Genomic DNA, 21,086 nt, shown 5'->3' with positions numbered 1-21,086 from the left:
CGCCGCGGGTTTGGTGCTGCGGCCCGGCGCTCCGTAAAATCCCCCGTTCGGCAGCGGGCGCGACCGGAGCGCCGCCACAGCAGACCAGGAACGGCGACGGCGATGACGGTGACAGAGGACGGCCTGCGGGCCACGGACGCGGTGGCACACGGGGAGGCCGTGGCACACGGGGACGCCGTGGCGCACGGGCCCGGCATCGACCCGGAGCGGCTGGCCCTGTGCCTCGACGTGCTCGCGGAACTCGACACACTGGACGTCGACCACCCGGACGCGATCAAGGTCCGCCGCGCCACCTCGCACATCTACCGCACGGTCAAGCAGCGCCGTCGCCAGGAGCGCCGGGCCGCCAAGACGGCCCACGACAAGGCGGTCACCGAGGCCACCGCCACCGGGTCCGCCGAGCGCATCGACGACGAGACGGAAGGCATCCTGCCCTCCTCCCGTACCGAGGAGGGCCAGATCGCGGGGATACTCCAGCGCCCCCGCTCCTGCTACATCTGCAAGCAGCGGTACGTCGAGGTCGACTACTTCTACCACCAGCTCTGCCAGAAGTGCGCCGCCGAGAACCGGGCCCGGCGCGACGCCCGGACCGACCTCACCGGCAAGCGCGCGCTGCTCACCGGCGGCCGGGCCAAGATCGGCATGTACATCGCGCTGCGGCTGCTGCGTGACGGCGCCCACACCACGATCACGACCCGCTTCCCGAACGACGCGATCCGCCGCTTCAAGGCCCAGCCCGACAGCGACGAGTGGATCGACCGGCTGAAGATCGTCGGCATCGACCTGCGGGACCCGGCCCAGGTCGTTGCGCTGGCCGACTCGGTGGCCGCCGCCGGCCCGCTGGACATCCTGATCAACAACGCCGCGCAGACCGTACGGCGCTCCCCGCAGGCCTACAGCGAGCTGGTCGCCGCCGAGTCCGCGCCGCTGCCCGCCGGCGAACTGCCCGCCGCCGAGGTGATCGGGGGCTTCGGCTCCGGCGCGGTGGCCGAGCTGCCCGTAGCGGGCTCCGGCGCGCTCACCGCACAGGACGTCACGGGCCTGGCCCTGGTCTCCGGCTCGGCCTCCCTGGAGCGCATCGCGGCGGGCACCGCGATCGACGCCGGCGGACTGGTCCCGGACCTGCACGACACCAACAGCTGGGTGCAGACGGTCGAGGAGGTCTCACCGGTCGAGCTGCTCGAGGTCCAGCTCTGCAACTCCACGGCGCCGTTCCTGCTCATCAGCAGGCTGCGCCCGGCGATGGCGGCCGCGGCGGCGAAGCGGACGTACATCGTGAACGTCTCCGCCATGGAGGGCGTCTTCGACCGCGGCTACAAGGGCGCGGGCCATCCGCACACCAACATGGCCAAGGCGGCCCTGAACATGCTCACGCGCACCAGCGCCCAGGAGATGTTCGACAACGACCGCATCCTGATGACGGCCGTCGACACCGGCTGGATCACCGACGAGCGCCCCCACCCGGACAAGATCCGCCTCGCCGACGCCGGCTTCCACGCCCCCCTGGACCTGGTGGACGGCGCGGCCCGCGTCTACGACCCCATCGTGCGCGGTGAGGCGGGCGAGGACCTGTACGGCGTCTTCCTCAAGGACTACGCACCCGGCAGGTGGTGACGGCCGAGGCGACGTCAGTCCATCGCTCCCAGCCGGGAGTTGCGCGCCGCCAGCAGTTCCAGCACGGTGCGCCAGTCCTCCAGGACCCCGGCGTCGAAACAGGCGGTGCGTGCCTCCTCGTCCGCCGCGCGCAGGGCGAGGAGGTCGTCCTCCGGCGGAAGACCGGGCCGCGGCCGGCAGCGGACCAGGTCGGCGACCCGCTCACCGAGCAGCGCGCGCACCGCGTCCGCGGCCCGGTCCGCCCGGGTGTCCGGCTCCCCCGGCCGCAACAGCCGTCCGATCGGCCGTACCAGGCCCGCCACCTGGAGCTCCTTGTCGGCAGGGCGCCCCCGGCGCAGCAGCGCGGCGGTCCGCAGGGCGTGCTCGTACGTGTCGCCCGGGGCGCCGCCGGGGACCGGGGCGTCCCGGGCGGCCCGGCAGGCGTACAGCAGGTCCATCAGCTCCTCGACACTGCGCAGCTCCATGCGCCGGTCCTCCTGGAAGACAGCCGTTTGCCGTACGGCAGCACAGCATGAGGAGCTTGCGTACCGGCCAACGGGACTTGAATTACGTCATGGCCATGCAACTTTCTCGAACACTCGACCACATGGACAGCCGCATAGTCCGATCGAGTGACCGGCCGTATCGGCACGGATGGCGGGAAAAGAGGTCGTAAGGGCTCATCGGGCGCAGTCCGACGGGCGATCGGCGCCGCGAATTTCGAGCCCCATCGAGCAGGGGGCCGCTCATTTGGTTAATCTGAGTCGGACGGGCAGCCGTAAAGGGTCCTACCCACACCCACAGGTCCGTCATGGGACACGCCGCTTCACAACGGCCTGCTCTCCTACGAGTTAACGGCGCCACCGCGTCCGAACGGCTTTCGACTCATGCCCGAGCGGACGTACGACGCGGGCGCGGCAGGACCGGCGCGAAACGTCCCGAGGGTGACCGACACATAAGGAGTGCGCGGTGACACCGGAGAAGACGACCAGCGATCAGCCGACCAAGGAACGCCCCGAGCGGGCGGGCCGCCCGGCCGGTCAGCTCTGCAGTCTCGACGTGTGGGCCCGGTCGGCCCCGATCCGCCTGGCGGGCTACGAGGACGACCTCGCCGAGCCCCACATCCTGCCCAGCGTCGACTGACCCTCACTCCGGCACCGCGGCGCCGCGGGGGAGACCTGTGTCCGGTCCCGGGCGCCTCCGAGGAGGACGCCCGGGACAGGTGGTGTCAGGGCCGGACGTAGGGCCTGGTCAGGATCTCCAGGTTGTGGCCGTCCGGGTCCTCGAAGTAGGCGCCGCGGCCGCCGAAGAGATGGTTGACCCTGCCGGGTTCGGTGTGGTTCGGGTCGGCATAGTAGGTGACCCCGACCGCCTCGAGGCGGTCGATCATCGTGTCGAACCGCTCCTCGGGCACGAGGAACGCGTAGTGCTGCGACTGGATGGGCTGGTCCCGCAGTTCGTAGTAGTCGAGCGTCACGCCGTTGCCCAGGTCCACGGGGAGGAACGGCCCGAACGGGGCGCCGACCTCCAGCCCCAGTATCGCGGCGAGGAACTCCGCCGAGAGCCGGCGGTCCCGGGCGTACACGGCGGTGTGGTTCAACTGGACTGCTGCGGTGCGGGATTCGGGTGCGTCGGACATGGTCGGTGCGTCTCCGATGTCGATTTCCGTCGGGATGCCACGAGATGCGGCGGGAAGGGGGAGGAACGGAAGAGAACACGGAGAGGGGGCGGGGCGCGGGCGGCGCCCTGCCCTCGGCCGGGCGTGAGCGGGGACAGCCCCGCCCGGATCACGACGAGGCCGGGAGCGTCTTTCGTGTGTGGCCCAAGGCCGACCCGGCAGTCACCCGGCCGACGATAGGCGCACGCCGCCGAGCACCGCAACACCCGGACGGCCGGAGCACTCTCTCAGGGTGTCCCCGAAGCCCGTGCCAGCCGGGTCGGCGGCAGGTACTCGCGCACATACGTCCGCTCCCAGCACGCCCCCGTCTCCCGCAGCTCCCGCCAGGACGTGTAGCGGTACCGGAAGAGCCGGGCGCGCACGTACCGGGGCGGCGCGCCGGGCGGGAAGGGGGAGCGGCGCAGCAGCCGCAGCGTGTCCCGGTCGTCCTCCAGCAGCCGTTCCACCAGCGCGCCGAACCACGGCCCGGCGTAGGACGGCGACAGCGCGGCGAACCACATCAGCCAGTCGAGCCGCAGATGGTACGGCGCGAACTGGCGCGGCCAGCGCCGGGGGTCGCCCGGCTTGCCCCGGAACTCGTACTCCCGCCAGTCCGAGTCCGCCCGGGGCGCCTCGTCGGCGGTGCCCTCGACCACCACCTCGTACCGGATCCGGCTGACGCTGCCGAACGCCCCGTAGGTGTTGACCAGGTGGAGCGGGTCGAACGAGCGGTTCATCACCTGGCGGCGGGAGAGCATGTTGCGCGCCGGCTGGTAACCGAGGCAGAGCAGCAGCGCGGAGACCGCGAGGACGACGACCACGTACCACAGCGGGGCGCTGGCCGTGTCCGGCGGCTCGGAGGGGAACGCGACCGCGGACAGGGCCAGCACGATCGTGATCCAGTTCAGCCAGGAGAAGTTGCCCGACAGCACCAGCCACAGCTGTGTGACGATCATCAGCGCGGCGGCAACCGTGGCGATCGGCTGGGGGGTGAACAACAGGAACGGCACGACGAGTTGGGTGACGTGGTTCGCGGCCGCCTCGGCCCGGTGCAGCGGCTTCGGCAGATGGTGGAAGAACCAGCTCAGCGGCCCCGGCATCGGCTGGGTCTCGTGGTGGTGGTACAGACAGGTCAGCTTCCGCCAGCACGCGTCGCCGCGCATCTTGATCAGCCCGGCGCCGAACTCGACCCGGAACAGGATCCACCGCAGCAGGAACAGCACGACGACCGGCGGGGCCACCTCGTCGTTGCCGAGGAACACGGCGAGGAACCCGACCTCGAGCAGCAGCGACTCCCAGCCGAACGCGTACCAGGTCTGCCCCACGTTCACGATCGACAGGTACAGCGCCCACGGCACCAGCCACAGCAGCATCCCGCCCCACAGCGGAAGCCGGGAGTCCAGCCCCGCGAGCAGCACCGCCGACACCGCGCAGCCCGCCCACGCGCAGAGCGCGAAGAAGCGGTCCGAGTAGTACAGGTGGAACAGGCTCGGCGACCGCCGGAACGGCACCCGCTCCACGTACCGGGGCACCGGCAGCATGCCGCGTGTCCCGGTCAGCGCACGGAACTGCAGCGCCGCCGTCAGGAACGCGACCAGGTACAGGCCGGCCAGTGCCCGCTGGAAGACCAGCCGGCTCAGCCAGTACTCGGATGCGGTGAACCACTCCACGGCCGTGCGCTCCTTCCCCCTCATTGTCCCGCCGCCCGCCCCGGGGCCCGTAGCGGTCGAATAATCCGGTGAATCCTGACAAAGTTACTTTCATGGCTGATCGGGGAGCGAGCGCCCTGTCACTCCCGGACGACTGGCCGGACCACCCGGATCCGATCCTGGCGCTCAACCGCATGGGCAGTTTCGACTTGGACCTGGACACCGGGATGCTTCAGATGGACGCTCAGGCCCGAGACCTCTTCGACCTGCGCGCCGACGAATTCGACGGCCGGCCCGAGTCACTGACGCCACGGGTGCCGACCGCGGAGACCGCCCGCCTGGACACCGCCATCTCGCAGGCAATGAAGGACGGCAGCGAGAACTACGGCGTCTACTTCCGGGTCCGCCGCCGTGACGGCACCCTGCGCTGGACCCACACCCACGGCTACATCCTCCGGGACGGCACCGGCCGGCCCGTCCGCATCATCGGCATCGTCCGGGACGCCACCCAGGAGCTCGGCGCCAGCGAGGTGAGGCAGCAGCGGGTCACCCAGGAGGACGCCCTGCGCGAGCAGACCAACATCGTCCAGCTCACCACGGCCGCACTCGCCCACGCCCGCACCGTGCAGGACGTCATCGACGCCCTCAAGGACACCCACGGCCTCACCCATCTGGGCGCCGCCAGTCTCGTCATGGGCCTGGTGGAGGCCGGCCGCATCCGGCTGGTCGCCGAGGGCCCCGCCGACAGCTTCGTCCCGGGTACCCGCGTCACCCGGATCGACGAGCAGTACCCGATGAGCGAGGCGGTACGGACGCTCAGCCCGCGCTTCATCGAGTCGCCGGAGGAGTTCGCCGAACGCTACCCGGTGCTGTGGCCGCACCTCACCGACCTGCACATCACCTCGGCCGCCTACCTGCCGCTCATCGTCCAGACCCGCCCGATCGGCGCCATGGGCCTGCTCTACAGCGACCGGCGCGGCTTCACCCCCGAGGAGCGCAACATCCTCGTCGCCCTGTGCAGCAGCATCGCCCAGAGCCTGCAGCGGGCCATGTTCTACGAGCAGGAGATGGACCTCGCGCAGGGACTGCAACAGGCCATGCTGCCCCGCACCATTCCCAGCGTGCCCGGCGCCGACATCGCCGTCCGCTATCGCGCGGCCGGCATCGGAGGCTCTCTGAGCCGGGACATCGGCGGCGACTGGTACGACCTGATCCCCCTGCCCAACGGCCGGGTGGGCGCCGTCATCGGCGACGTCCAGGGCCACGACACCCACGCCGCCGCCGTCATGGGCCAGCTGCGCATCGTGCTGCGGGCCTACGCCGCCGAGGGGCACCCGCCGGCCACCGTGATGGCCCGCGCCTCCGTCTTCCTGCACGAACTCGACACCGACCGCTCCGCGACCTGCCTCTACGCCGAGGCCGACCTGGCCACCGGTGTCCTCCAGGTGGTCCGGGCCGGCCACATCGACCCGCTGGTCCGCCGCACCGACGGCTCCTGCCGGCGCGTCTCCGTCGCGGGCGGGCTGCCGCTCGGCCTGTCCGCCGAGTTCGACAGGCTCGAGTACCCGGTCGGGACCATGGAGCTCGATCCCGGCGACGTGATGCTGCTGTGCACCGACGGCCTCGTCGAGCAGCCCGGCGCCGACCTCGACGACGGCATCGAGACGCTCGGCGCGCTCATCGCCACCGGCCCCGAGGACGTGCGCGACCTCGCCGACCGGCTCATCGACGTGGCCGAGGAACGCGGTGGTGACGACGACGTGGCCCTGCTCCTGCTGCGCCGCCGCCCACCGGACAGCCCGCGCTCCGGAGGACGGCTCCAGCAGCACGTGGCCCCCGGCGACCCCGAGGCCCTCGCCGAGGCCCGGCGCATGATCCGTGCCGGGGCCGGCGCCTGGGGCGCCGGGAACCGCGCCGACGAGATCGAACTGACCGCCGACGAGCTGATCACCAACGTGCTGATGCACACCGAGGGTGCGGCCGTCGTCACCCTCAGGGTGCTCACCGGCGCCGAACGGAGACTGCGCGTGGAGGTCACGGACTCCTCCAGCGCCCTGCCGCGCCGTCGCGAGGCGGGGGAGTCGGGCGTCTCCGGGCGGGGCCTGATGCTGGTCGAGACGCTCACCGACCTGTGGGGCGTGGAGGCGCGGGGCGGCGGCAAGTGCGTCTGGGGCGAGTTCGCGGTGAACACTCCCCCCGTCACGGACCACGGCCACGACACCGGGGACGGCACGGGAGGCGGTTCCCGCTGACCGGTCCGGCCCCGGGCGGCCGGTGTCGGCGGGTGCCGGTGGGGGCCGGTGGGGGCCGATGGGGGCCGATGGGTGCGGCGGTCGGTGGGCGTCAGCGGTCGGTGGGCGTCAACGTCACCAGGTGCTCGCCGTCCGAGGAGCGCAGCTCGTAGCGCATGATCTGCCCGGAGTGCAGGGTGGAGCCGCTCGTCATGCTGTTGGGCCGGGCGTCGTGGCGGGGCACGCTCCAGCTGGTCACGGTCTCCTCGGTACCGTCCTGCCCGACCACCACCAGCCGGCAGACGCGGGGACCCGCGCCGTCCTTGACCTTCAGCTCCAGCCGACTGCCCCAGTCCTCGTCCTCCGTGGTGATCTCCGCCCACACCCCGGACCGTTCGTCGGTGGCCGCGATGCTCTCGCGCGGCGGCCGGTCACCGCCGCTCGCCGTCACGGCGAGCACCGGCGCGGTCGTCGCGAGCACCACCGAGGCGGCCAGCGCGAACAGCAGCCGCCGGCGTTCCGCCCGCCGCCGGGCCGTCACCTGCGACAGCAACCGGTCCAGCATCCTCGGACCGGGCCTGGCCATCGGATGCGTCAGCGGCGGCGTGGAGCGCCGGTACAGCATCAACTGCCGTGTCGTCGCACCGAATCCGGTCACCTGTGCAGCGCAGCTGGGGCACTCCATGAGGTGGTCCTCGAAGCGGAACGCCTCCGCCTCGTCCAGCACGCCGAGCGCGTACGCCCCGACGTCGCGATGCCGTTCCAGGGACCTCATGCCGAATCCTCGTACCGTTGGGTATGGGTGGGGTTACTCCTTGCTCCCATCGGTACGCACCAGGCAGTCGATTCACTCAAGCCGCACACCGAATCGTGACCAAAGGATTCGGAGCCCTCGGGTCCACGGATTGGTCCGATTCACCGGAAGGCTAGAAAAGGTGGATGGCGAGGTGCCCGAGCGGCAGTCCGAGCTGCCACGCCGGTGTCCACACCTTCGGCCCCTCGTCCTCGCCGGCCCCCGCGCCGCCGCCCGGCACCGCGTTCAGATCCGGCGCGAGCAGTTCCGTCTCCCGCAGCCAGCGCCAGGCCGACCGGGCGAGTTCCAGATCGGGCCGCACCGTGCTCCGGCCGACGGCGAGGCTTTCCGCGGTCAGGTCCGCCAGGCGCCCCTGCACCCACTCCTGCCACGGCTGGTCGTACGCGGTCAGCGACAGCCAGGTCTCCAGATGGGTGACCACCCGGATGCCGGAGAGCTCGCCCTCGGCGTCGGACAGGAAGACGGTCAGTGCCAGCGCGTCCCGGCCGGCCCGGAACTCGAAGGACGTCGGCGGCATCAGGTCGCCGCTGCGCAGTAGTTCGTCGGCGATGTACTCGGCGTACAACCAGGCCATGGGGACGGTGAGTTCACCGTCCCCGAGGTCGTCGGTGCTCTCTTGCCCTCTGTGCGGCATCCCCTTCAGCCTTCCTCCGGTACGTGCGCGTCGCCCGACCCGGGCTCCCGGTCCGCACCACGGATGAGGACAGCCGATTACTCAACCGGGGCCGTCGGCAAGGCGCTTTACGAAGGTTTGACCCGGCTGTCGGTTTCACCGCAGGTCGGTGGCGTATCCCGGAAGCACCCGGCGCAGGGCCCGCAGCGCGTAGAACGCGCGGGACTTCACGGTACCGGGCGGGATGCCGAGGGCGGCCGCGGCCTCCGCCACGCTCGCCCCCTGGAAGTACACCAGCACCAGGACTTCACGGTGTTCGGGAGTGAGTGTCTTCACAGCCTTGCGGACGTCGAGCGCCGCCGCGGCCCGCTCGGCGTGGTCGGAGGTCACCCGCGCGTTCTCCAGTACCGCGTCGCCCACCTCGGCGGGCCGTGCCTGCCGTGCCCGCCGCGCGTCGATGGCGAGCCGCCGTCCCACCGTCATCAGCCAGGGCCGTACGGAGTCGAAGTCGTCGGCGCGCAGGGCCTCGGGATGCTGCCAGGCCCGTACCAGGGTCTCCTGCACGAGGTCCTCGGCACGCTGCCGGTCCCCGTCGCAGAGCCTCAGCAGCAGTGCGAAGAGGGGCCGGCCGTGCTCGCGTTGCAGGGCGGCGAGTTCGTGCTCGGCGGTGGTCCCGTTCGTGAGTGTGATTCCGGCCGTCATGGCGGTATGGCAGCGCACGGCGATCTCCGGGGACAGGGCGCGCGCAGGAGCGTGCGGCGGACGGTCGATCGCGTCGACGAACGGTTCGACGAACGGTCGAGGCGGCCGTTCGCGCACGCCGGACGGCTTAAAACAGCGTGTCGGAACAGTGATGAGCCAGAAGTTGATTCTTACCTGTTTGTCAGTAAATACAACAACGAAGAGCGTGACAGCGAAGAGATCCGTACCGGGGTGAAGCGATGATTGCACGCAGTAGACAGGTGGCTCTGGCCCTCACCGCCGTCCTCGCCGCGGGCGCCGCCTGCCAGGCCCGGGACCACCACCCACCGGAATCCGGCCATCCGGGTGCCTCGGCCGTGCGGGACCGCGGCTTCACCCTGGTCGCCTCGGGGGACGTGCTGCCGCACGACTCGGTCGTCGACCGCGCCCGCTTCGACGCCGGAGGGGCCGGCCACGACTTCCGTCCGATGCTCTCCGGGGTCCGCTCCGTCGTCGTCGGCGCGGATCTGGCGCTGTGCCACACGGGGATCGCGTACGGCGGCCACGGCGGCTCTCCCGGTTTCACATTCCCGCCCGAACTGGCCCAGGGCCTCGCCGCCACCGGCTACGACGGCTGCTCCACCGCCTCCGGCCACGCCCTGGACGAAGGCGTCGACGGCATCCGGCGCACTCTCGACGCCCTCGACGGCGCGGGCGTGCGGCACGCCGGGACGGCCCGCTCCGAACACGAGGCCCGTACGGCGACCGTGCTGCGCGCGGGCCGGGCCGAGGTCGCCCACCTCGCCTACACCTACGGCACCGGCGGTCTCCCGCTCCCGCCCGACCGGCCCTGGGCCGTCGCCCTGATCGACGAGGCCGGGATCCTCGCCGACGCCCGCGCGGCCAGGAGGGCGGGCGCCGACGTGGTCGTCGTCTCCCTGCACTGGGGCACCGAGTGGCAGGAGGCCCCCGACGGGCAGCAGACCGCCCTGGCCCGTTCGCTCACCGCCGCCCGCACCGGCGACCGGCCCGACATCGACCTGATCCTCGGCACCCGCACCCATGTCCCGCAGGCCTACGAGAAGGTCAACGGCACCTGGGTGGTCTACGGGACGGGCGATCAGATCTCCGGCGGGACGACCGGCTCCGGCGGTGTCCCGGACCCCCGCGGCAACCGGTCCACGCTGGGCCGCTTCACCTTCGCCCCGCCCGTGCGTCCGGACGGGCGCTGGGAGGTGACGAAGGCCGAGTTCGTCCCGCTCCTCTTCGACGTGGACGCCGGCCGCGTGGTCAACCTCGACCGGGCCCTCCGGAAGGGTGCCGAAGTCAGCTCCGTACGCGACCGGATCCGTGACGTGGTGCTGAGCCGGGGCGCGGCCGAGGACGGACTGGTCATGGGGGAGTAGACCGTCCCGCCGAGGCGGCGGTCAGTTCACGTCCACACCGTCGAACAGCGTCAGCATCTGCGCGAGGACCCGCACGCAGGTCCGTACGTCGGCGTCCGTGAGGTCGCCGCCGACCTCCCGCAGCACGGCGTGCTCCCGGGCGACGACGGCCGCGATCGCCGCCCGGCCCTCCTCGGTGAGCCGGATCAGCGAGGAGCGCCGGTGGGCGGGGTTGGGGATGCTCTCCACCAGGTCCCGCGCCACGGCGTCGTTGACCATGCGCTGCACGAACTGACGGCTGATCGTCTGCGCGCGGCCCATCTGGGGCACGGTCATCGGACCGTGCTTGTGCAGCAGGTCCAGCACGGCGCGTACGCCGACGGACAGGGCCTGCTCGCCCTGTGCTCCCTGTGGGCCCTGTTCCACGGCCCGCTGCACCCGCCGGTACAGCGGGCCGATCAGGTCGAACACCTCCATCAGGCGCGGGCCGAGTTCCTCGGGTGAAAGGGGCCTGTCGGTGCCGTTCCCAGTGTTGTTCACCCCCTCATCATGACACTGTGGTTGTCAAATTCCGCCGGAAGTGACACCTTGGTTGTCATGAATACGGTTGCGGAACTCCGCTGCTTCACCTCCTCCGACGGCGACCTCGCCTACCACGACAGCGGCACGGGAGACCCGGTCGTCCTGCTCCACTCCGGCTTCGTCGACCACCGGCTCTTCGCGGACCAGATCCCGGCCCTCGCCGCCCACCACCGGGTGATCGCCCCCGACGTGCGCGGCCACGGCTCCTCCGCCAACGCCACCCAGCCCTTCCGCTGGGCGGACGACCTCGCCGCCCTGCTGCGCCACCTCGACGCGGGGCCCGCGGTCCTGGTCGGCGTGTCGATGGGCGGAGCCATCGCGACCGACACCGTCCTCGAACACCCGGAGCTGGTCCGCGCGGTCGTCGTCTGCGGGGCGGCCACCAGCGAGTTCGAGTACACCGATCCGTGGTCCCGCCGAATCCAGGCCGAGTTCGCCCGCACCCTGGGCGCCGGGGACGTCGAGGGCTGGCTGAACGCCTTCGTGCGGGTCGCGCCGGGCGAGCACCGCGGCTCCGACGGCGTCGACCCGGACATCCCGCGCCGACTGCGGGAGATGGCGCTGCACACGATCTCCAAGCACACCCCGGACGAGAAGGACCTGCGCGTCCCCGTCACCGGCACCTGGGACCGCGTGCCGACGATCGACGTGCCGGTGCTCGCGGTCAACGGCTCGCTCGAACCCGCCGACCTGACCGCGGCGGCGGAACGTCTCGTCCACGAGGTGCGCGACGGCCGCGCCGCCACCGTCGAGGGCGCGGGACACTACGCGTGCATGGAACAGCCCGAGGTCTTCAACGCGATCCTCCTCGACTTCCTGCGCACCCTCTGACACCGCGGAACGTGGGGAACTCCGCGCGCGGGAAGGAGCCGGAGCCGTCCGCTTCGACCACGATCACCTCCGGTCCGCCGGTGCCCCGTTCGAGCCGTGTGGAGAGCTGTTCCGGCACGGTGCAGAGGCTGTCGAAACCCGGTGCCGGCGGGGGCTGGGCCGAGCGGGTGGAATCGTCCCGCCGGACCGGTGCCACCGAGAGGCGCCCGTTCCTCGGGGGGCGACTGATGAGTCATGCAGAAGGATCAGTTGCTCACCCGGCGCCGAGTGCTGCTCGCCGGCGCCGGCGCCGCCGTCGTGGGGGCGGCCGGCACGGCCGGGGTCCTCATGACGGGCGCCGGCACCGAGGCGGCAGGCCCCGCCCCGCCCGCCGCCGGAAGCCTGGCCGCCGGCCGCCCCCTCAAACCCTCCGCGTACCGCCTCAGGCCCCTCACCGGCTACGGCTCGCCGAGGAGCGTGCCCCGCAGGGCCCAGGTGCGGAGCGCACCCCTGCTGCGCCTGTCCGGACAGGGCCGTGCCATGGTGCTGACCTTCGACGACGGACCCGACCCCCGCTACACCCCGGACATCCTCGACACGCTCGCCGCGTACGACGTACGGGCGATGTTCTTCGTGTGCGGGGAAATGGCCTCCTACCACAAGGGCCTGCTGGCCCGTATGTCCGACGAGGGGCATGTCGTCGGCAACCACACCTGGTCCCACCCCCTGCTCACCACTCTCTCCCGGAGCGGGATCCGCTCCGAGATGGAACGCACCAGCGATGTCATCGAGGACGGGTACGGCGAGCGCCCCCAGTGGTTCCGCGCGCCCTACGGGGCCTGGAACCGCGCCGCGTTCCGGCTCGGCGCCGAACTCGGCATGGAGCCGCTCGCCTGGACCGTCGACACCCTCGACTGGACCTCCCCGGGCACCCGCGTCATCGTCGACCGGGTGAGGAACGGCGCCGCCCCCGGCGCCGTGGTGCTCTCGCACGACGCCGGGGGCGACCGGTCCCAGAGCGTGCGGGCGCTGCGTGAGTACCTGCCCGGACTGCTGGACTCCGGCTACCGGGTCACCGTGCCCCGCCGGCAGTACACCTGACACCGGACGGGCGCCCCGCCCGGCTCGGGCGGGGCCCGCTCAGCGGACCGCGGCCAGCCGGGCGAAGACGACGACGTTGCCGTCGTAACCGTTCTGCTGGGTGAAACCGCCTCCGCAGGTGATGACCCGCAATTCCGACGTGCCTTTCGAGTTGTAGACCCGGTCACCGGGAAAGTCGTTCTTCGCGAAGACCTCGACGCCGTAGATCTCGAAATCCGCGGTCTTCCCGTCCTTGCGCGCGATCTCCACGTGCTGGCCCTTCTGCAGCGCGCCGAGCCCGTAGAAGACGGCCGGCCCCTGGTGGTTGTCGACATGCCCGACCACGACCGCCGTGCCCTTCTCCCCGGGAGTGACGCCGCCGGTGAACCAGCCCGCCAGATTGGGGTCCTCGGGCGGTGGCGCGTCGATCCAGCCCTCCGCGTCCAGACCCACCGCCATGACCGGCGCGTCGACCTGGATCGTCGGAATCCTGACCCGGCCCGGCACCGAGTACGGCAGCGGTGCCACCGGGCTGCCCGCGGTGTCACCGGGCGCCCGGCTGCCGGTGGAGGCCGCCACGGCGGGTTGCGGCGGCCCCGCGTCGAACTCCCCCGAACCGTTCCGGATGAGCGCGAGGCCGGTGAGCAGAACCAGCGCTATCACGCCCCACGGAGCACGCTTCTTCCGCCGTGCCTCCTCTTCGATTTCCGCCGGCTCGAAAGCAGACATTCGCTTTTCCCCTCTCGACACGGCCGTCGCCGCGTCACTCGCGCATGGCAGAAACGCTAAGTGCCGCGCGCGTGACCGGCGACGGGAGAAAGGCGAACGGGTGGCGGTGCCGCCATCGGTGCGCCATCCGGGGTTCCGCCGAACGGAGATCTTCTGACACTCCGTGACCTGCGGTGATATCCGAATGCGTGAATGCGCGCGGACGATGTCTCACCGGTACGGACCATTGCCGAAATGCGCGCCGGGGCAGTGCAACTGAGGGTTTTGCCGGGAGGCGCTTTCTCGCCGATCGACCGGGGACCGGCCCCGGGGCGCCTTCCGCGGAGGATCACATGCGCAAGTCACGTGCCCTGGCGTCCGCGGGCGCCGCGGTCGCCGTCCTCGGGCTCGCCGCCCCGGTCGCCGTGGCGGACGGTGGCCGGGCCGCCGGCCCGTCCAACATCGTCGCCCTGCCCAGCGTCATCGCCCGCGGCGGCCAGTTGACCATCACCGTCGACGGCTGCCTCGACGGCGGCCACGCGACGTCCAACGCCTTCCCGCGGACCGAACTGAGGCCCCTCCACGGGGGAGGCGACACCGTGAAGGGCATCGCCACCGTCGACTTCGACGCGCGCGCCGGCTCGTACGACATCACCGTGCACTGCTCCGGCCGGAGCCTGACCCGGCCGGCCGCCTTCACCGTCCTCGGCGGGGTCCGCGGCGGCCTCGGCGGCAGCAGCACCGCCGGGGCGACCCCGACCGACATCGCCATCGGCGGCGGACTGGTGACCGCCGCGGTCGCCGCCGGCGGTGTCTTCTGGATGCGCCGCCGTGCCGAGAGGCAGATCTGAGTCCCAGCCCTCCCGGAGGCCGTTTCCCGCACGTGTGACTTCAGGGCTGTGCCCCGGATCCCGTCCGGGTCCGGGGCACAGCCCTGAAGTCGTGAGATCCCGCCGGACGGAGCCGTCCTCCGTGCCGTCGCGGCGGGAGCGACGCGTATCGCGTGCATGGCGAGTCCTCCGGGTCCCGAGGCGCGGCGGCGGACCTGTTCCGCCGGCGCCGGAAACGCGTCTCGACGTACGAAACACGCCTCGACGTGCGAAACGCTAGAAAGCCGCACCGGCTCGCGCGATCTCAGTCGCGCGAACGGGGTACCGCCGTGGGCCGCGCGGGGGAACCGCGTTACGGCGGCCGGGGGACGCGCACGGCGTGACGCACGTCCCCGCGGGGGGTGCCGTGGTGGGCGCCCCGTCAGCCTCCGGCGTGGGGGAACAGGAGAAGGAACGGATCGGCCGAAGCGGCGAGACCCCGGCTGAAGGGCGCGTCGAAGTCCCAGATCAGAAAGAGCAGGAAGGCGATCAGCGCGGAGAACAGTCCGGCGAGGACCAGTTCCCGGCCGGTGCGGCGGATCTGCAGCGCGAAGATCATTCCGATGGTGATGACGGCCCCGGCGATCAGCCCGAACCACACCACGCCCGGCATGGTCTCCCCGGTCGACTCCGCCCGCGCGGCGCGCGCCTGGTCGGCGGCGGACACCTGGTCGACGAGCGGCTGATAGGCCTGCGCCTCGAAGTCCGTCCGCGGTTCGTAGTCGGTGACGTCCCGGCGGACCCGGTCGAGGAGGTCCGTCCCGCGTTCGGTGACCCGGCCGTCGTCGGCCATGACACGCCACTCGGTGGTGACGACGTGTCCGACATAGGCGTTGACGTCCTCCCGAATGCGGTCACGGACGTCGGCCGGATAGATCCGCACCCGCTCCGAGATCTCGTGCAGAGCCACCGCCTCCGCCCGCACGTGCTCCTGCGCCGCGCCGCGGCCCTCCCAGACGCCGGCGATGGCCAGACCCAGGACGATGGCGTACACCACGCCGATCCACATCGTCATGTACTCGATGACGTCAGGGGTCTCGCTGGGGTCCTCGTCGTCGGCGGCCGTGCGGTGACGTACGAGAGTGATGGCGACCACCACGACGCAGACGGCCAGCATCGCGAGGGTGAGAACAAGCCATTCCGGCAAGAGGTGCCTCCACGGCGGGACGGGCCCTGTGCGGGCGTTCGGGTTCAGCGGGGCCGCAGCGCGGCGACGGCGACCACGGCGGGCGTGGTGATGAGCAGGACGAAGGTGAGGGGCGACGTGGCGCCGCCGGAAGGCCGTTTGACCGGGGGCGCCGCCCGGTACCGCGGGTAGCGCACGGGCGTCGCGGACGGAGACGGCGTGGGGGTGGCCGAGGGGGCCGGGGGAGGCGAGGGGCGCGGCGTGGGAGTGGGAGGAGTGGGCGTGGGGGCCGGACGGGCGGGCGGTGGCGCGGGGCGGGCCCGTCGCGGAGGTGGCGGAGGCGGTGGTTCGGGCTTCGCCGTGGGGGTGGGCTTCGGTGTCGGAGGAACCGGAGAAGGCGGCGGGGGCGGGGGAGCGGGGGGCGGCGGGGTCGGCGTGGGTTCGGGTGGCGGTGGAGGGGGCGTGGGTGTGGGGGTGGGCGGCGGCGGGGCGGGGGGTGAACAGGGCGGGGGCAGCGGCCAGGGCATGCTGCCGGCGACCGCCACCGCCTCCGTTCCCCCCGGGCCCGTCGAGGCGTAGGCGCAGGCGTCGGCCGTCGCCGCGCCAGGGGCGCCGACGAGTGCCCAGGCCAGCGTCGCCGTCGCCAGCGCGCGTGCGGCGAGCGCGGATCGGGTCGGTACGAGTCCTTGCACGACGGAGATCATGAGCCGGGGCGGCACGGGACACGCGCGGGCTCCGGATGAATAGCCCGATGGAGTTAAATCCGTCATCTTGCGATTGGTCCAGGCTGATCACCCTCCAGGAAAAGGCGTACTGGTGTGCGATACGGCAGGGCTGTGCGGGCGGATCGGGGCGGAAGTACGGGTTCCGGAAGAAATATGGGCCGCCGTTGAACACAGCAGGTGCCTTCATGCGTACTCCACGTCGAGCGGCGGCGCAGCAGGGCGCTGCAACACCCTTGCGATGATTCTGGAGTTGAGATGAAGACCTCCTGGCGGACCGCCTCACTGGTGGTGAGCGCCGCGGCGGTGCTGACACTGACGACGGCGTGCGGTCAGGACACCGCGCCGCCGGCCAGCAGTCAGAACGTCGGCGCCTCGGCCGTGCCCGGCGACCTCGGGGGCATCGACACGGGGGCCGGCGCAGAGGCGTCCGAGGCCCCCGTCGGCGGCGTGGGCACGCTGGGTGTCTCCACCAACGCCGAACTCGGCGAGCTGGTGACGGACGAACTCGGGCTCACGCTCTACCGCTTCGACCAGGACACCGCACAGCCCCCCAAGTCCAACTGTGAAGGCGACTGCGCCAAGACCTGGCCCCCGGTGCTCGCCGACGACGCCAAGGCCGGCAAGGGCATCGACGCGTCACTGCTGGGGGAAGTCACCCGGGCGGACGGTTCCAAGCAGCTCACCGTCGACGGCTGGCCCGCCTACCGCTACGTCAAGGACGTCAACGCCGGTGACGTCAAGGGCCAGGGCGTGGGCGGCAAGTGGTTCGGGCTGACCCCCGAGGGCAAGAAGGCGCAGGCGGCCGACCTGCCCGGTCTGTCCACCCGCAAGGACCCCGAGCTCGGTGAGATCGTCGTCGACAAGAACGGCATGACGGTCTACCGCTTCACGAAGGACGAGGCCTGGCCGAAGCCGGTCTCCGCCTGCACCGGCGCGTGCCTGGAGAAGTGGCCGGTGGTGGCGCCGGTCGACATCAACGACACCAAGGGCATCGTGAAGAAGAACTACATGAAGTTCACCCGCCCGGACAACGGTGCCGAGCAGCAGACGATCTACTGCTGGCCGATCTACACCTTCGCCGGCGACAAGGCCCCGGGTGACACCAACGGCCAGGGCGTCGGCGGCACCTGGTACGCCGTGCGCCCCGACGGGAAGCCGGTCGGCGCGCCGGAGAAGTAGCAGCCTCCCCAGGGCGTCGTCCACTTCGGCGCCGCCGGTCCCGGTCCGCCCCTCCGCGCCGCACGGAGGGGCGGACCGTTTTGCTGTGATTCACCGGAACTCGTGGAAATTTCGGCGGCCTTCTCCCCGCGTTTCACCGCACGTCGGAACTCTCCGGGACGCCGCAGGTACCTTTCGTGACGTTCTTTACGGGCGACAATGCGGTATGTGCCACTGGCAGTGACCGGGAACGGACGGTCAATTTCCGTTTGGGGTCGCTCCCTTGGCGGGCGATCAGTAGCCTCGGCTCGAACACCGGATCGCCTACGCTGTGGAGAGATACATGGAGCGTCCCGCCTGGGCCCCACGGAGCATCGACATCACGGTGCCCAGTGTTTCCCGGATGTACGACTACTACCTGGGCGGTTCGCACAACTTCGAGGTCGACCGGGAAGCAGCCCGCAGGGCCATGGAGTTCATGCCGGGACTGCCCAAGGTCATGCAGGCGAACAGGGCATTCCTGCGCCGGGCGGTACGGTTCGCGGTCGGCGAGGGCGTCACCCAGTTCCTGGACATCGGCTCCGGCATCCCGACGTTCGGCAACGTCCACGAGGTGGCACAGGCGGCCGCTCCCGGCACGCGGGTGGTCTACGTCGACCACGACCCGGTGGCCGTCGCGCACAGCCAGGCCGTCCTCGAGGGCGACGACGGCGCGGGCGTGGTCGCCGGGGACCTCCGAAAGCCCCAGGACATCCTGGCGAGTTCCGAGGTGGGGCGCCTGATCGACCTGGACCGGCCGGTGGCGCTGCTGCTCGTCGCCGTACTGCACTTCGTGGAGGACGCGGACGACCCGTACGCGGCGGTGGCCGAACTGCGTGAGGCCCTCGCGCCCGGCAGTATGCTGATCCTCACCCATGCCTCGTACGAGGGAATCCCCCTGCCTCCGGAGCGGGCCGGTGGCGCGGTGGACGTGTACAAGGACATCCGCAACCCGTTGATCATGCGCTCGCGTGAGGAGATCACGCGGTTCTTCGAGGGGTACGACATGGTGCAACCCGGACTGGTGCCGATGCCGCGGTGGCGGCCGGACACCGCACCGGAGGACGAGGATCCCTACGAGCTCTCCGGACTCGCGGGCGTGGGGCGTACCGCGTGAGCGCGGAGCCGGACGGGCCGGAGGACAGACTGCGCCGGTTCGCGACGATCTGGAGCCGGGCGGTCTTCCCGGTGACCTCGACGTCGTCGACCCGGCCCGAGTTCGAGAAGCAACTGCTGCCGCTGGCCCGGCGGTTGAGTGAAGCGCTGCTGGCCAGGGCCTTCGATCCGGACGCCGGTCAGGCGGTCGGAGCCGCCCTGATCCGGGTGCACTGCACCGACCCGGAGGCGCTCAGCCGGACCCTGGACTGCGTGGACGCCTACCTCGTCCTGTACTGCGGCGGGGACGGCGACCACGAGGACCTGCGGGCGCGCAGCGCCAGACTGCAACACGCCATGGCCGCCGGTTTCGCGCGGGCGCTGCGGAAGCGGACGCTGGCCGAGCAGGAGGCCGTCGCCCAGGCCGCGCTGAAGGCGCAGGGCGCGGTGGCGCAGGCCCTGCACGCCACCGAGGCCCGGTTCCGCGCGGTCTTCGAAGGCGCGGCGATAGGAATCGGCATCGCCGACCTCGACGGCAACGTCCTGCAGGTCAACGGCGCCCTGCGGCGCATGTTCGGCCTGTCCGAGCAGGGCCTGCGCAGCCGCAACGTCAGGGAGTGGACACACCCCGACGACGCCCCGCAGACCTGGAACCTCTACGACGAACTGGTCCGCGGCGACCGTGAGCACTACCACCTCGAGAAGGCGTTCCACCGGCCCGACGGAACGGTCCTGTGGACCAATCTGACGGTGTCCCTGCTGCGCGACGCCGACGGTGAACCGCAGTACCAGCTCGCCCTGATGGAGGACACCACCGAGCGGCGGCTGCTCAACCTCCGGCTGCGCTACGAGGCCACCCACGACGCGCTCACCGGTCTGCCCAACCGCACCTTCTTCTTCGAGCGGCTGGAGAAGGCGCTCAGCGCCGGCCCCGGACAGCGCTTCGGTCTGTGCTACCTCGACCTGGACGGCTTCAAGACCGTCAACGACAGTCTCGGACACGCGGCCGGCGACCGGCTGCTCGTCGAGGTCGCCGACCGGCTCCAGTCCTGTGCCACCGCGCCCGGCGAGATGGTCGCCCGGCTCGGCGGCGACGAGTTCGTGGCGCTGACCACGGGCCCCGACACCGAGCGCACGGTCGACGAACTCGCCACCCGCATCATGAGCGCGCTGCTCGCCCCCATCGGCGTCGACGGCCGCGACCTGACCGTGCGCGGCAGCATCGGCGTCGTCGAGGGGCCGGCCGGGGAACGCAGCCCGGCGGAGGTGCTGCGCAGCGCCGACATCACCATGTACCGGGCCAAGTCGGCGGGCGGCAACCGCTTCGAACTGGCCGATCCGGAGTCCGACGCCCGCGCCATCACCCGGCACGGACTCACCACGGCACTGCCCGCGGCCCTGGAACGGGGCGAGTTCTTCATCGAGTACCAGCCGCTGGTCCACCTCGGCGACGGCAGCGTCCGGGGCGCCGAGGCACTGGTGCGCTGGCTGCACCCGCAGCACGGTGTGCTGTCCCCGGACCGGTTCATCCCGCTCGCCGAGCACACCGGGCTGATCGTCCCGCTGGGCCGCTGGGTGCTCGAGCAGTCGGTGCGCCAGGCCCGCGCCTGGCAGGAGCGGCACGGCGGGGCGGAGGCGCTCGGCCCGCTGCGCATCAACGTGAACCTCTCGCCCTGCCAGCTCACCCACCCCGGCCTGGTCCAGGACACCGTCGACATCCTGGAGCGCACCGGTGTCGAGCCGGACGCACTGTGCCTGGAGGTGACCGAGTCGGCGCTGATCGGCGCGGACGACGACCTGCTGAAGCCGCTGCGGCGGCTGGCGGAGATGGGCGTGGACATCGCCCTGGACGACTTCGGCACCGGCTACTCCAACCTCGCCAACCTGCGCCGCCTCCCGGTGAGCATCCTCAAACTGGACCGTTCCTTCACCCAGAGCATGCAGCAGTACCCGGCCGACCCGGTCGACCTCAAGATCGTCCAGGGGATCGTCTCCCTGGCCCACAGCCTCGACCTCGCCGTCACGGTGGAGGGGGTGGAGACCGGAGCGCAGGCCGAGCAGCTCCGCGTACTGGGCTGCGACACGGCGCAGGGCTGGTACTACGCCCGCCCCGGACCTCCGGAACGCCTGCACGACCTGGCCCTGGCCGACGCGACGGGCTGACCCCGACGGCCGCGGCAGGCCGGTGGCCGAGCCCCGGACCCACCGCACCGGGCCCACCGCACCGGACCCCGGCTCGTGCTGCCCGGCGCGGGTTCGACGCGCAGCGGG

Annotated in this window: 20 protein-coding genes; 10 read left to right on the top strand and 10 right to left on the bottom strand. The window is 71.7% G+C overall.

Features of this window, described 5'->3' with window-relative positions; translation table 11 throughout:
• The first annotated feature begins 102 nt into the window (after window positions 1–102).
• Window positions 103–1,614 carry an SDR family NAD(P)-dependent oxidoreductase gene (locus ACWEQO_RS31175; protein ID WP_361460299.1) on the top strand — a complete coding sequence of 504 codons (1,512 nt, stop codon included), beginning with the start codon at window positions 103–105 and terminating at the stop codon, window positions 1,612–1,614.
• Between the two features lie 14 nt (window positions 1,615–1,628).
• Here the strand turns inward: ACWEQO_RS31175 and ACWEQO_RS31170 are convergent, their stop codons facing one another.
• Window positions 1,629–2,078 (bottom strand): hypothetical protein, encoded by a 450-nt coding sequence (locus ACWEQO_RS31170; protein ID WP_361460297.1) that lies wholly within the window; start codon window positions 2,076–2,078, stop codon window positions 1,629–1,631.
• Window positions 2,079–2,562: 484 nt separating this feature from the next.
• Between ACWEQO_RS31170 and ACWEQO_RS31165 the strand changes: the two genes are divergently transcribed.
• Window positions 2,563–2,736: a hypothetical protein gene (locus tag ACWEQO_RS31165; protein WP_202281012.1), complete on the top strand. Its 174-nt coding sequence runs from the start codon at window positions 2,563–2,565 to the stop codon at window positions 2,734–2,736.
• Between the two features lie 85 nt (window positions 2,737–2,821).
• On the opposite strand, the gene ACWEQO_RS31160 is transcribed toward ACWEQO_RS31165, so the two are convergent.
• Together ACWEQO_RS31160 and ACWEQO_RS31155 are read right to left on the bottom strand one after the other, a co-directional pair.
• Window positions 2,822–3,232, bottom strand: a complete 411-nt coding sequence (locus tag ACWEQO_RS31160; protein WP_452986035.1) for a VOC family protein — start codon at window positions 3,230–3,232, stop codon at window positions 2,822–2,824.
• Between the two features lie 266 nt (window positions 3,233–3,498).
• Window positions 3,499–4,920 carry a lipase maturation factor family protein gene (locus ACWEQO_RS31155; protein WP_361460293.1) on the bottom strand — a complete coding sequence of 474 codons (1,422 nt, stop codon included), beginning with the start codon at window positions 4,918–4,920 and terminating at the stop codon, window positions 3,499–3,501.
• 92 nt (window positions 4,921–5,012) lie between these two features.
• On the opposite strand from ACWEQO_RS31155, the gene ACWEQO_RS31150 reads away from it, so the two are divergent.
• Window positions 5,013–7,151, top strand: a complete 2,139-nt coding sequence (locus tag ACWEQO_RS31150) for a SpoIIE family protein phosphatase (protein WP_361460292.1) — start codon at window positions 5,013–5,015, stop codon at window positions 7,149–7,151.
• 91 nt (window positions 7,152–7,242) lie between these two features.
• On the opposite strand, the gene ACWEQO_RS31145 is transcribed toward ACWEQO_RS31150, so the two are convergent.
• The 3 genes from ACWEQO_RS31145 to ACWEQO_RS31135 form a co-directional block, all read right to left on the bottom strand.
• A complete protein-coding gene (locus ACWEQO_RS31145) occupies window positions 7,243–7,905 on the bottom strand; it encodes a zf-HC2 domain-containing protein (RefSeq protein WP_361460290.1) in 663 nt (220 codons plus the stop codon).
• A 151-nt stretch (window positions 7,906–8,056) separates the two neighbouring features.
• Complete coding sequence (locus tag ACWEQO_RS31140; protein WP_452986034.1) at window positions 8,057–8,578, bottom strand: hypothetical protein; 522 nt, start codon at window positions 8,576–8,578, stop codon at window positions 8,057–8,059.
• A 135-nt stretch (window positions 8,579–8,713) separates the two neighbouring features.
• Window positions 8,714–9,259 carry a sigma-70 family RNA polymerase sigma factor gene (locus ACWEQO_RS31135; RefSeq protein ID WP_361460314.1) on the bottom strand — a complete coding sequence of 182 codons (546 nt, stop codon included), beginning with the start codon at window positions 9,257–9,259 and terminating at the stop codon, window positions 8,714–8,716.
• Window positions 9,260–9,498: 239 nt separating this feature from the next.
• Here ACWEQO_RS31135 and ACWEQO_RS31130 point away from each other — a divergent pair, with 239 nt between their 5' ends.
• Complete coding sequence (locus ACWEQO_RS31130) at window positions 9,499–10,644, top strand: CapA family protein (protein ID WP_452986033.1); 1,146 nt, start codon at window positions 9,499–9,501, stop codon at window positions 10,642–10,644.
• Between the two features lie 21 nt (window positions 10,645–10,665).
• On the opposite strand, the gene ACWEQO_RS31125 is transcribed toward ACWEQO_RS31130, so the two are convergent.
• Window positions 10,666–11,100: a MarR family winged helix-turn-helix transcriptional regulator gene (locus ACWEQO_RS31125; protein WP_452986040.1), complete on the bottom strand. Its 435-nt coding sequence runs from the start codon at window positions 11,098–11,100 to the stop codon at window positions 10,666–10,668.
• Window positions 11,101–11,220: 120 nt separating this feature from the next.
• Between ACWEQO_RS31125 and ACWEQO_RS31120 the strand changes: the two genes are divergently transcribed.
• Window positions 11,221–12,036 (top strand): alpha/beta fold hydrolase, encoded by an 816-nt coding sequence (locus ACWEQO_RS31120; RefSeq protein WP_452986032.1) that lies wholly within the window; start codon window positions 11,221–11,223, stop codon window positions 12,034–12,036.
• A gap of 234 nt (window positions 12,037–12,270) precedes the next feature.
• Complete coding sequence (locus tag ACWEQO_RS31115; RefSeq protein ID WP_452986031.1) at window positions 12,271–13,116, top strand: polysaccharide deacetylase family protein; 846 nt, start codon at window positions 12,271–12,273, stop codon at window positions 13,114–13,116.
• Between the two features lie 39 nt (window positions 13,117–13,155).
• Here the strand turns inward: ACWEQO_RS31115 and ACWEQO_RS31110 are convergent, their stop codons facing one another.
• Window positions 13,156–13,824 (bottom strand): class F sortase, encoded by a 669-nt coding sequence (locus ACWEQO_RS31110; RefSeq protein WP_361460284.1) that lies wholly within the window; start codon window positions 13,822–13,824, stop codon window positions 13,156–13,158.
• A 332-nt stretch (window positions 13,825–14,156) separates the two neighbouring features.
• Between ACWEQO_RS31110 and ACWEQO_RS31105 the strand changes: the two genes are divergently transcribed.
• The gene (locus ACWEQO_RS31105; protein ID WP_361460282.1) at window positions 14,157–14,654 is read left to right on the top strand and encodes a hypothetical protein; all 498 of its coding nucleotides are present in this window, start codon (window positions 14,157–14,159) and stop codon (window positions 14,652–14,654) included.
• A 400-nt stretch (window positions 14,655–15,054) separates the two neighbouring features.
• On the opposite strand, the gene ACWEQO_RS31100 is transcribed toward ACWEQO_RS31105, so the two are convergent.
• The gene (locus tag ACWEQO_RS31100; protein WP_361460281.1) at window positions 15,055–15,819 is read right to left on the bottom strand and encodes a bestrophin-like domain; all 765 of its coding nucleotides are present in this window, start codon (window positions 15,817–15,819) and stop codon (window positions 15,055–15,057) included.
• 44 nt (window positions 15,820–15,863) lie between these two features.
• Window positions 15,864–15,995, bottom strand: coding sequence for a hypothetical protein (locus ACWEQO_RS31095; protein ID WP_361460280.1), 132 nt, complete (start codon window positions 15,993–15,995; stop codon window positions 15,864–15,866).
• 783 nt (window positions 15,996–16,778) lie between these two features.
• Here ACWEQO_RS31095 and ACWEQO_RS31090 point away from each other — a divergent pair.
• From ACWEQO_RS31090 to ACWEQO_RS31080, 3 genes are all read left to right on the top strand, one after another.
• Window positions 16,779–17,702, top strand: coding sequence for an SCO0930 family lipoprotein (locus tag ACWEQO_RS31090; protein WP_361460279.1), 924 nt, complete (start codon window positions 16,779–16,781; stop codon window positions 17,700–17,702).
• 322 nt (window positions 17,703–18,024) lie between these two features.
• Entirely contained in the window at window positions 18,025–18,837 is an 813-nt protein-coding gene (locus ACWEQO_RS31085; protein WP_361460278.1) for an SAM-dependent methyltransferase, read from the top strand.
• Window positions 18,834–20,978, top strand: coding sequence for a putative bifunctional diguanylate cyclase/phosphodiesterase (locus ACWEQO_RS31080; RefSeq protein ID WP_452986030.1), 2,145 nt, complete (start codon window positions 18,834–18,836; stop codon window positions 20,976–20,978). Before ACWEQO_RS31085 ends, ACWEQO_RS31080 begins: the two co-directional genes overlap by 4 nt.
• The last annotated feature ends 108 nt before the right edge of the window (window positions 20,979–21,086 follow it).

This window comes from Streptomyces sp. NPDC004051 (assembly GCF_053604275.1).
The sequence above is the reverse complement of the archived record's forward strand: the minus strand, read 5'-3'. Positions and strand labels throughout refer to the sequence as shown.

Coding starts and splice junctions, on each gene's coding strand:
- ACWEQO_RS31170 (WP_361460297.1), bottom strand. CDS start 2,078: ATGGAGCTGCGCAGTGTCGAGGAGCTGATGGACCTGCTGTACGCCTGC.
- ACWEQO_RS31150 (WP_361460292.1), top strand. CDS start 5,013: ATGGCTGATCGGGGAGCGAGCGCCCTGTCACTCCCGGACGACTGGCCG.
- ACWEQO_RS31175 (WP_361460299.1), top strand. CDS start 103: ATGACGGTGACAGAGGACGGCCTGCGGGCCACGGACGCGGTGGCACAC.
- ACWEQO_RS31125 (WP_452986040.1), bottom strand. CDS start 11,100: ATGGAGGTGTTCGACCTGATCGGCCCGCTGTACCGGCGGGTGCAGCGG.
- ACWEQO_RS31130 (WP_452986033.1), top strand. CDS start 9,499: ATGATTGCACGCAGTAGACAGGTGGCTCTGGCCCTCACCGCCGTCCTC.
- ACWEQO_RS31110 (WP_361460284.1), bottom strand. CDS start 13,824: ATGTCTGCTTTCGAGCCGGCGGAAATCGAAGAGGAGGCACGGCGGAAG.
- ACWEQO_RS31160 (WP_452986035.1), bottom strand. CDS start 3,232: ATGTCCGACGCACCCGAATCCCGCACCGCAGCAGTCCAGTTGAACCAC.
- ACWEQO_RS31115 (WP_452986031.1), top strand. CDS start 12,271: ATGCAGAAGGATCAGTTGCTCACCCGGCGCCGAGTGCTGCTCGCCGGC.
- ACWEQO_RS31085 (WP_361460278.1), top strand. CDS start 18,025: ATGGAGCGTCCCGCCTGGGCCCCACGGAGCATCGACATCACGGTGCCC.
- ACWEQO_RS31120 (WP_452986032.1), top strand. CDS start 11,221: ATGAATACGGTTGCGGAACTCCGCTGCTTCACCTCCTCCGACGGCGAC.
- ACWEQO_RS31145 (WP_361460290.1), bottom strand. CDS start 7,905: ATGAGGTCCCTGGAACGGCATCGCGACGTCGGGGCGTACGCGCTCGGC.
- ACWEQO_RS31140 (WP_452986034.1), bottom strand. CDS start 8,578: ATGCCGCACAGAGGGCAAGAGAGCACCGACGACCTCGGGGACGGTGAA.
- ACWEQO_RS31105 (WP_361460282.1), top strand. CDS start 14,157: ATGCGCAAGTCACGTGCCCTGGCGTCCGCGGGCGCCGCGGTCGCCGTC.
- ACWEQO_RS31090 (WP_361460279.1), top strand. CDS start 16,779: ATGAAGACCTCCTGGCGGACCGCCTCACTGGTGGTGAGCGCCGCGGCG.
- ACWEQO_RS31135 (WP_361460314.1), bottom strand. CDS start 9,259: ATGACGGCCGGAATCACACTCACGAACGGGACCACCGCCGAGCACGAA.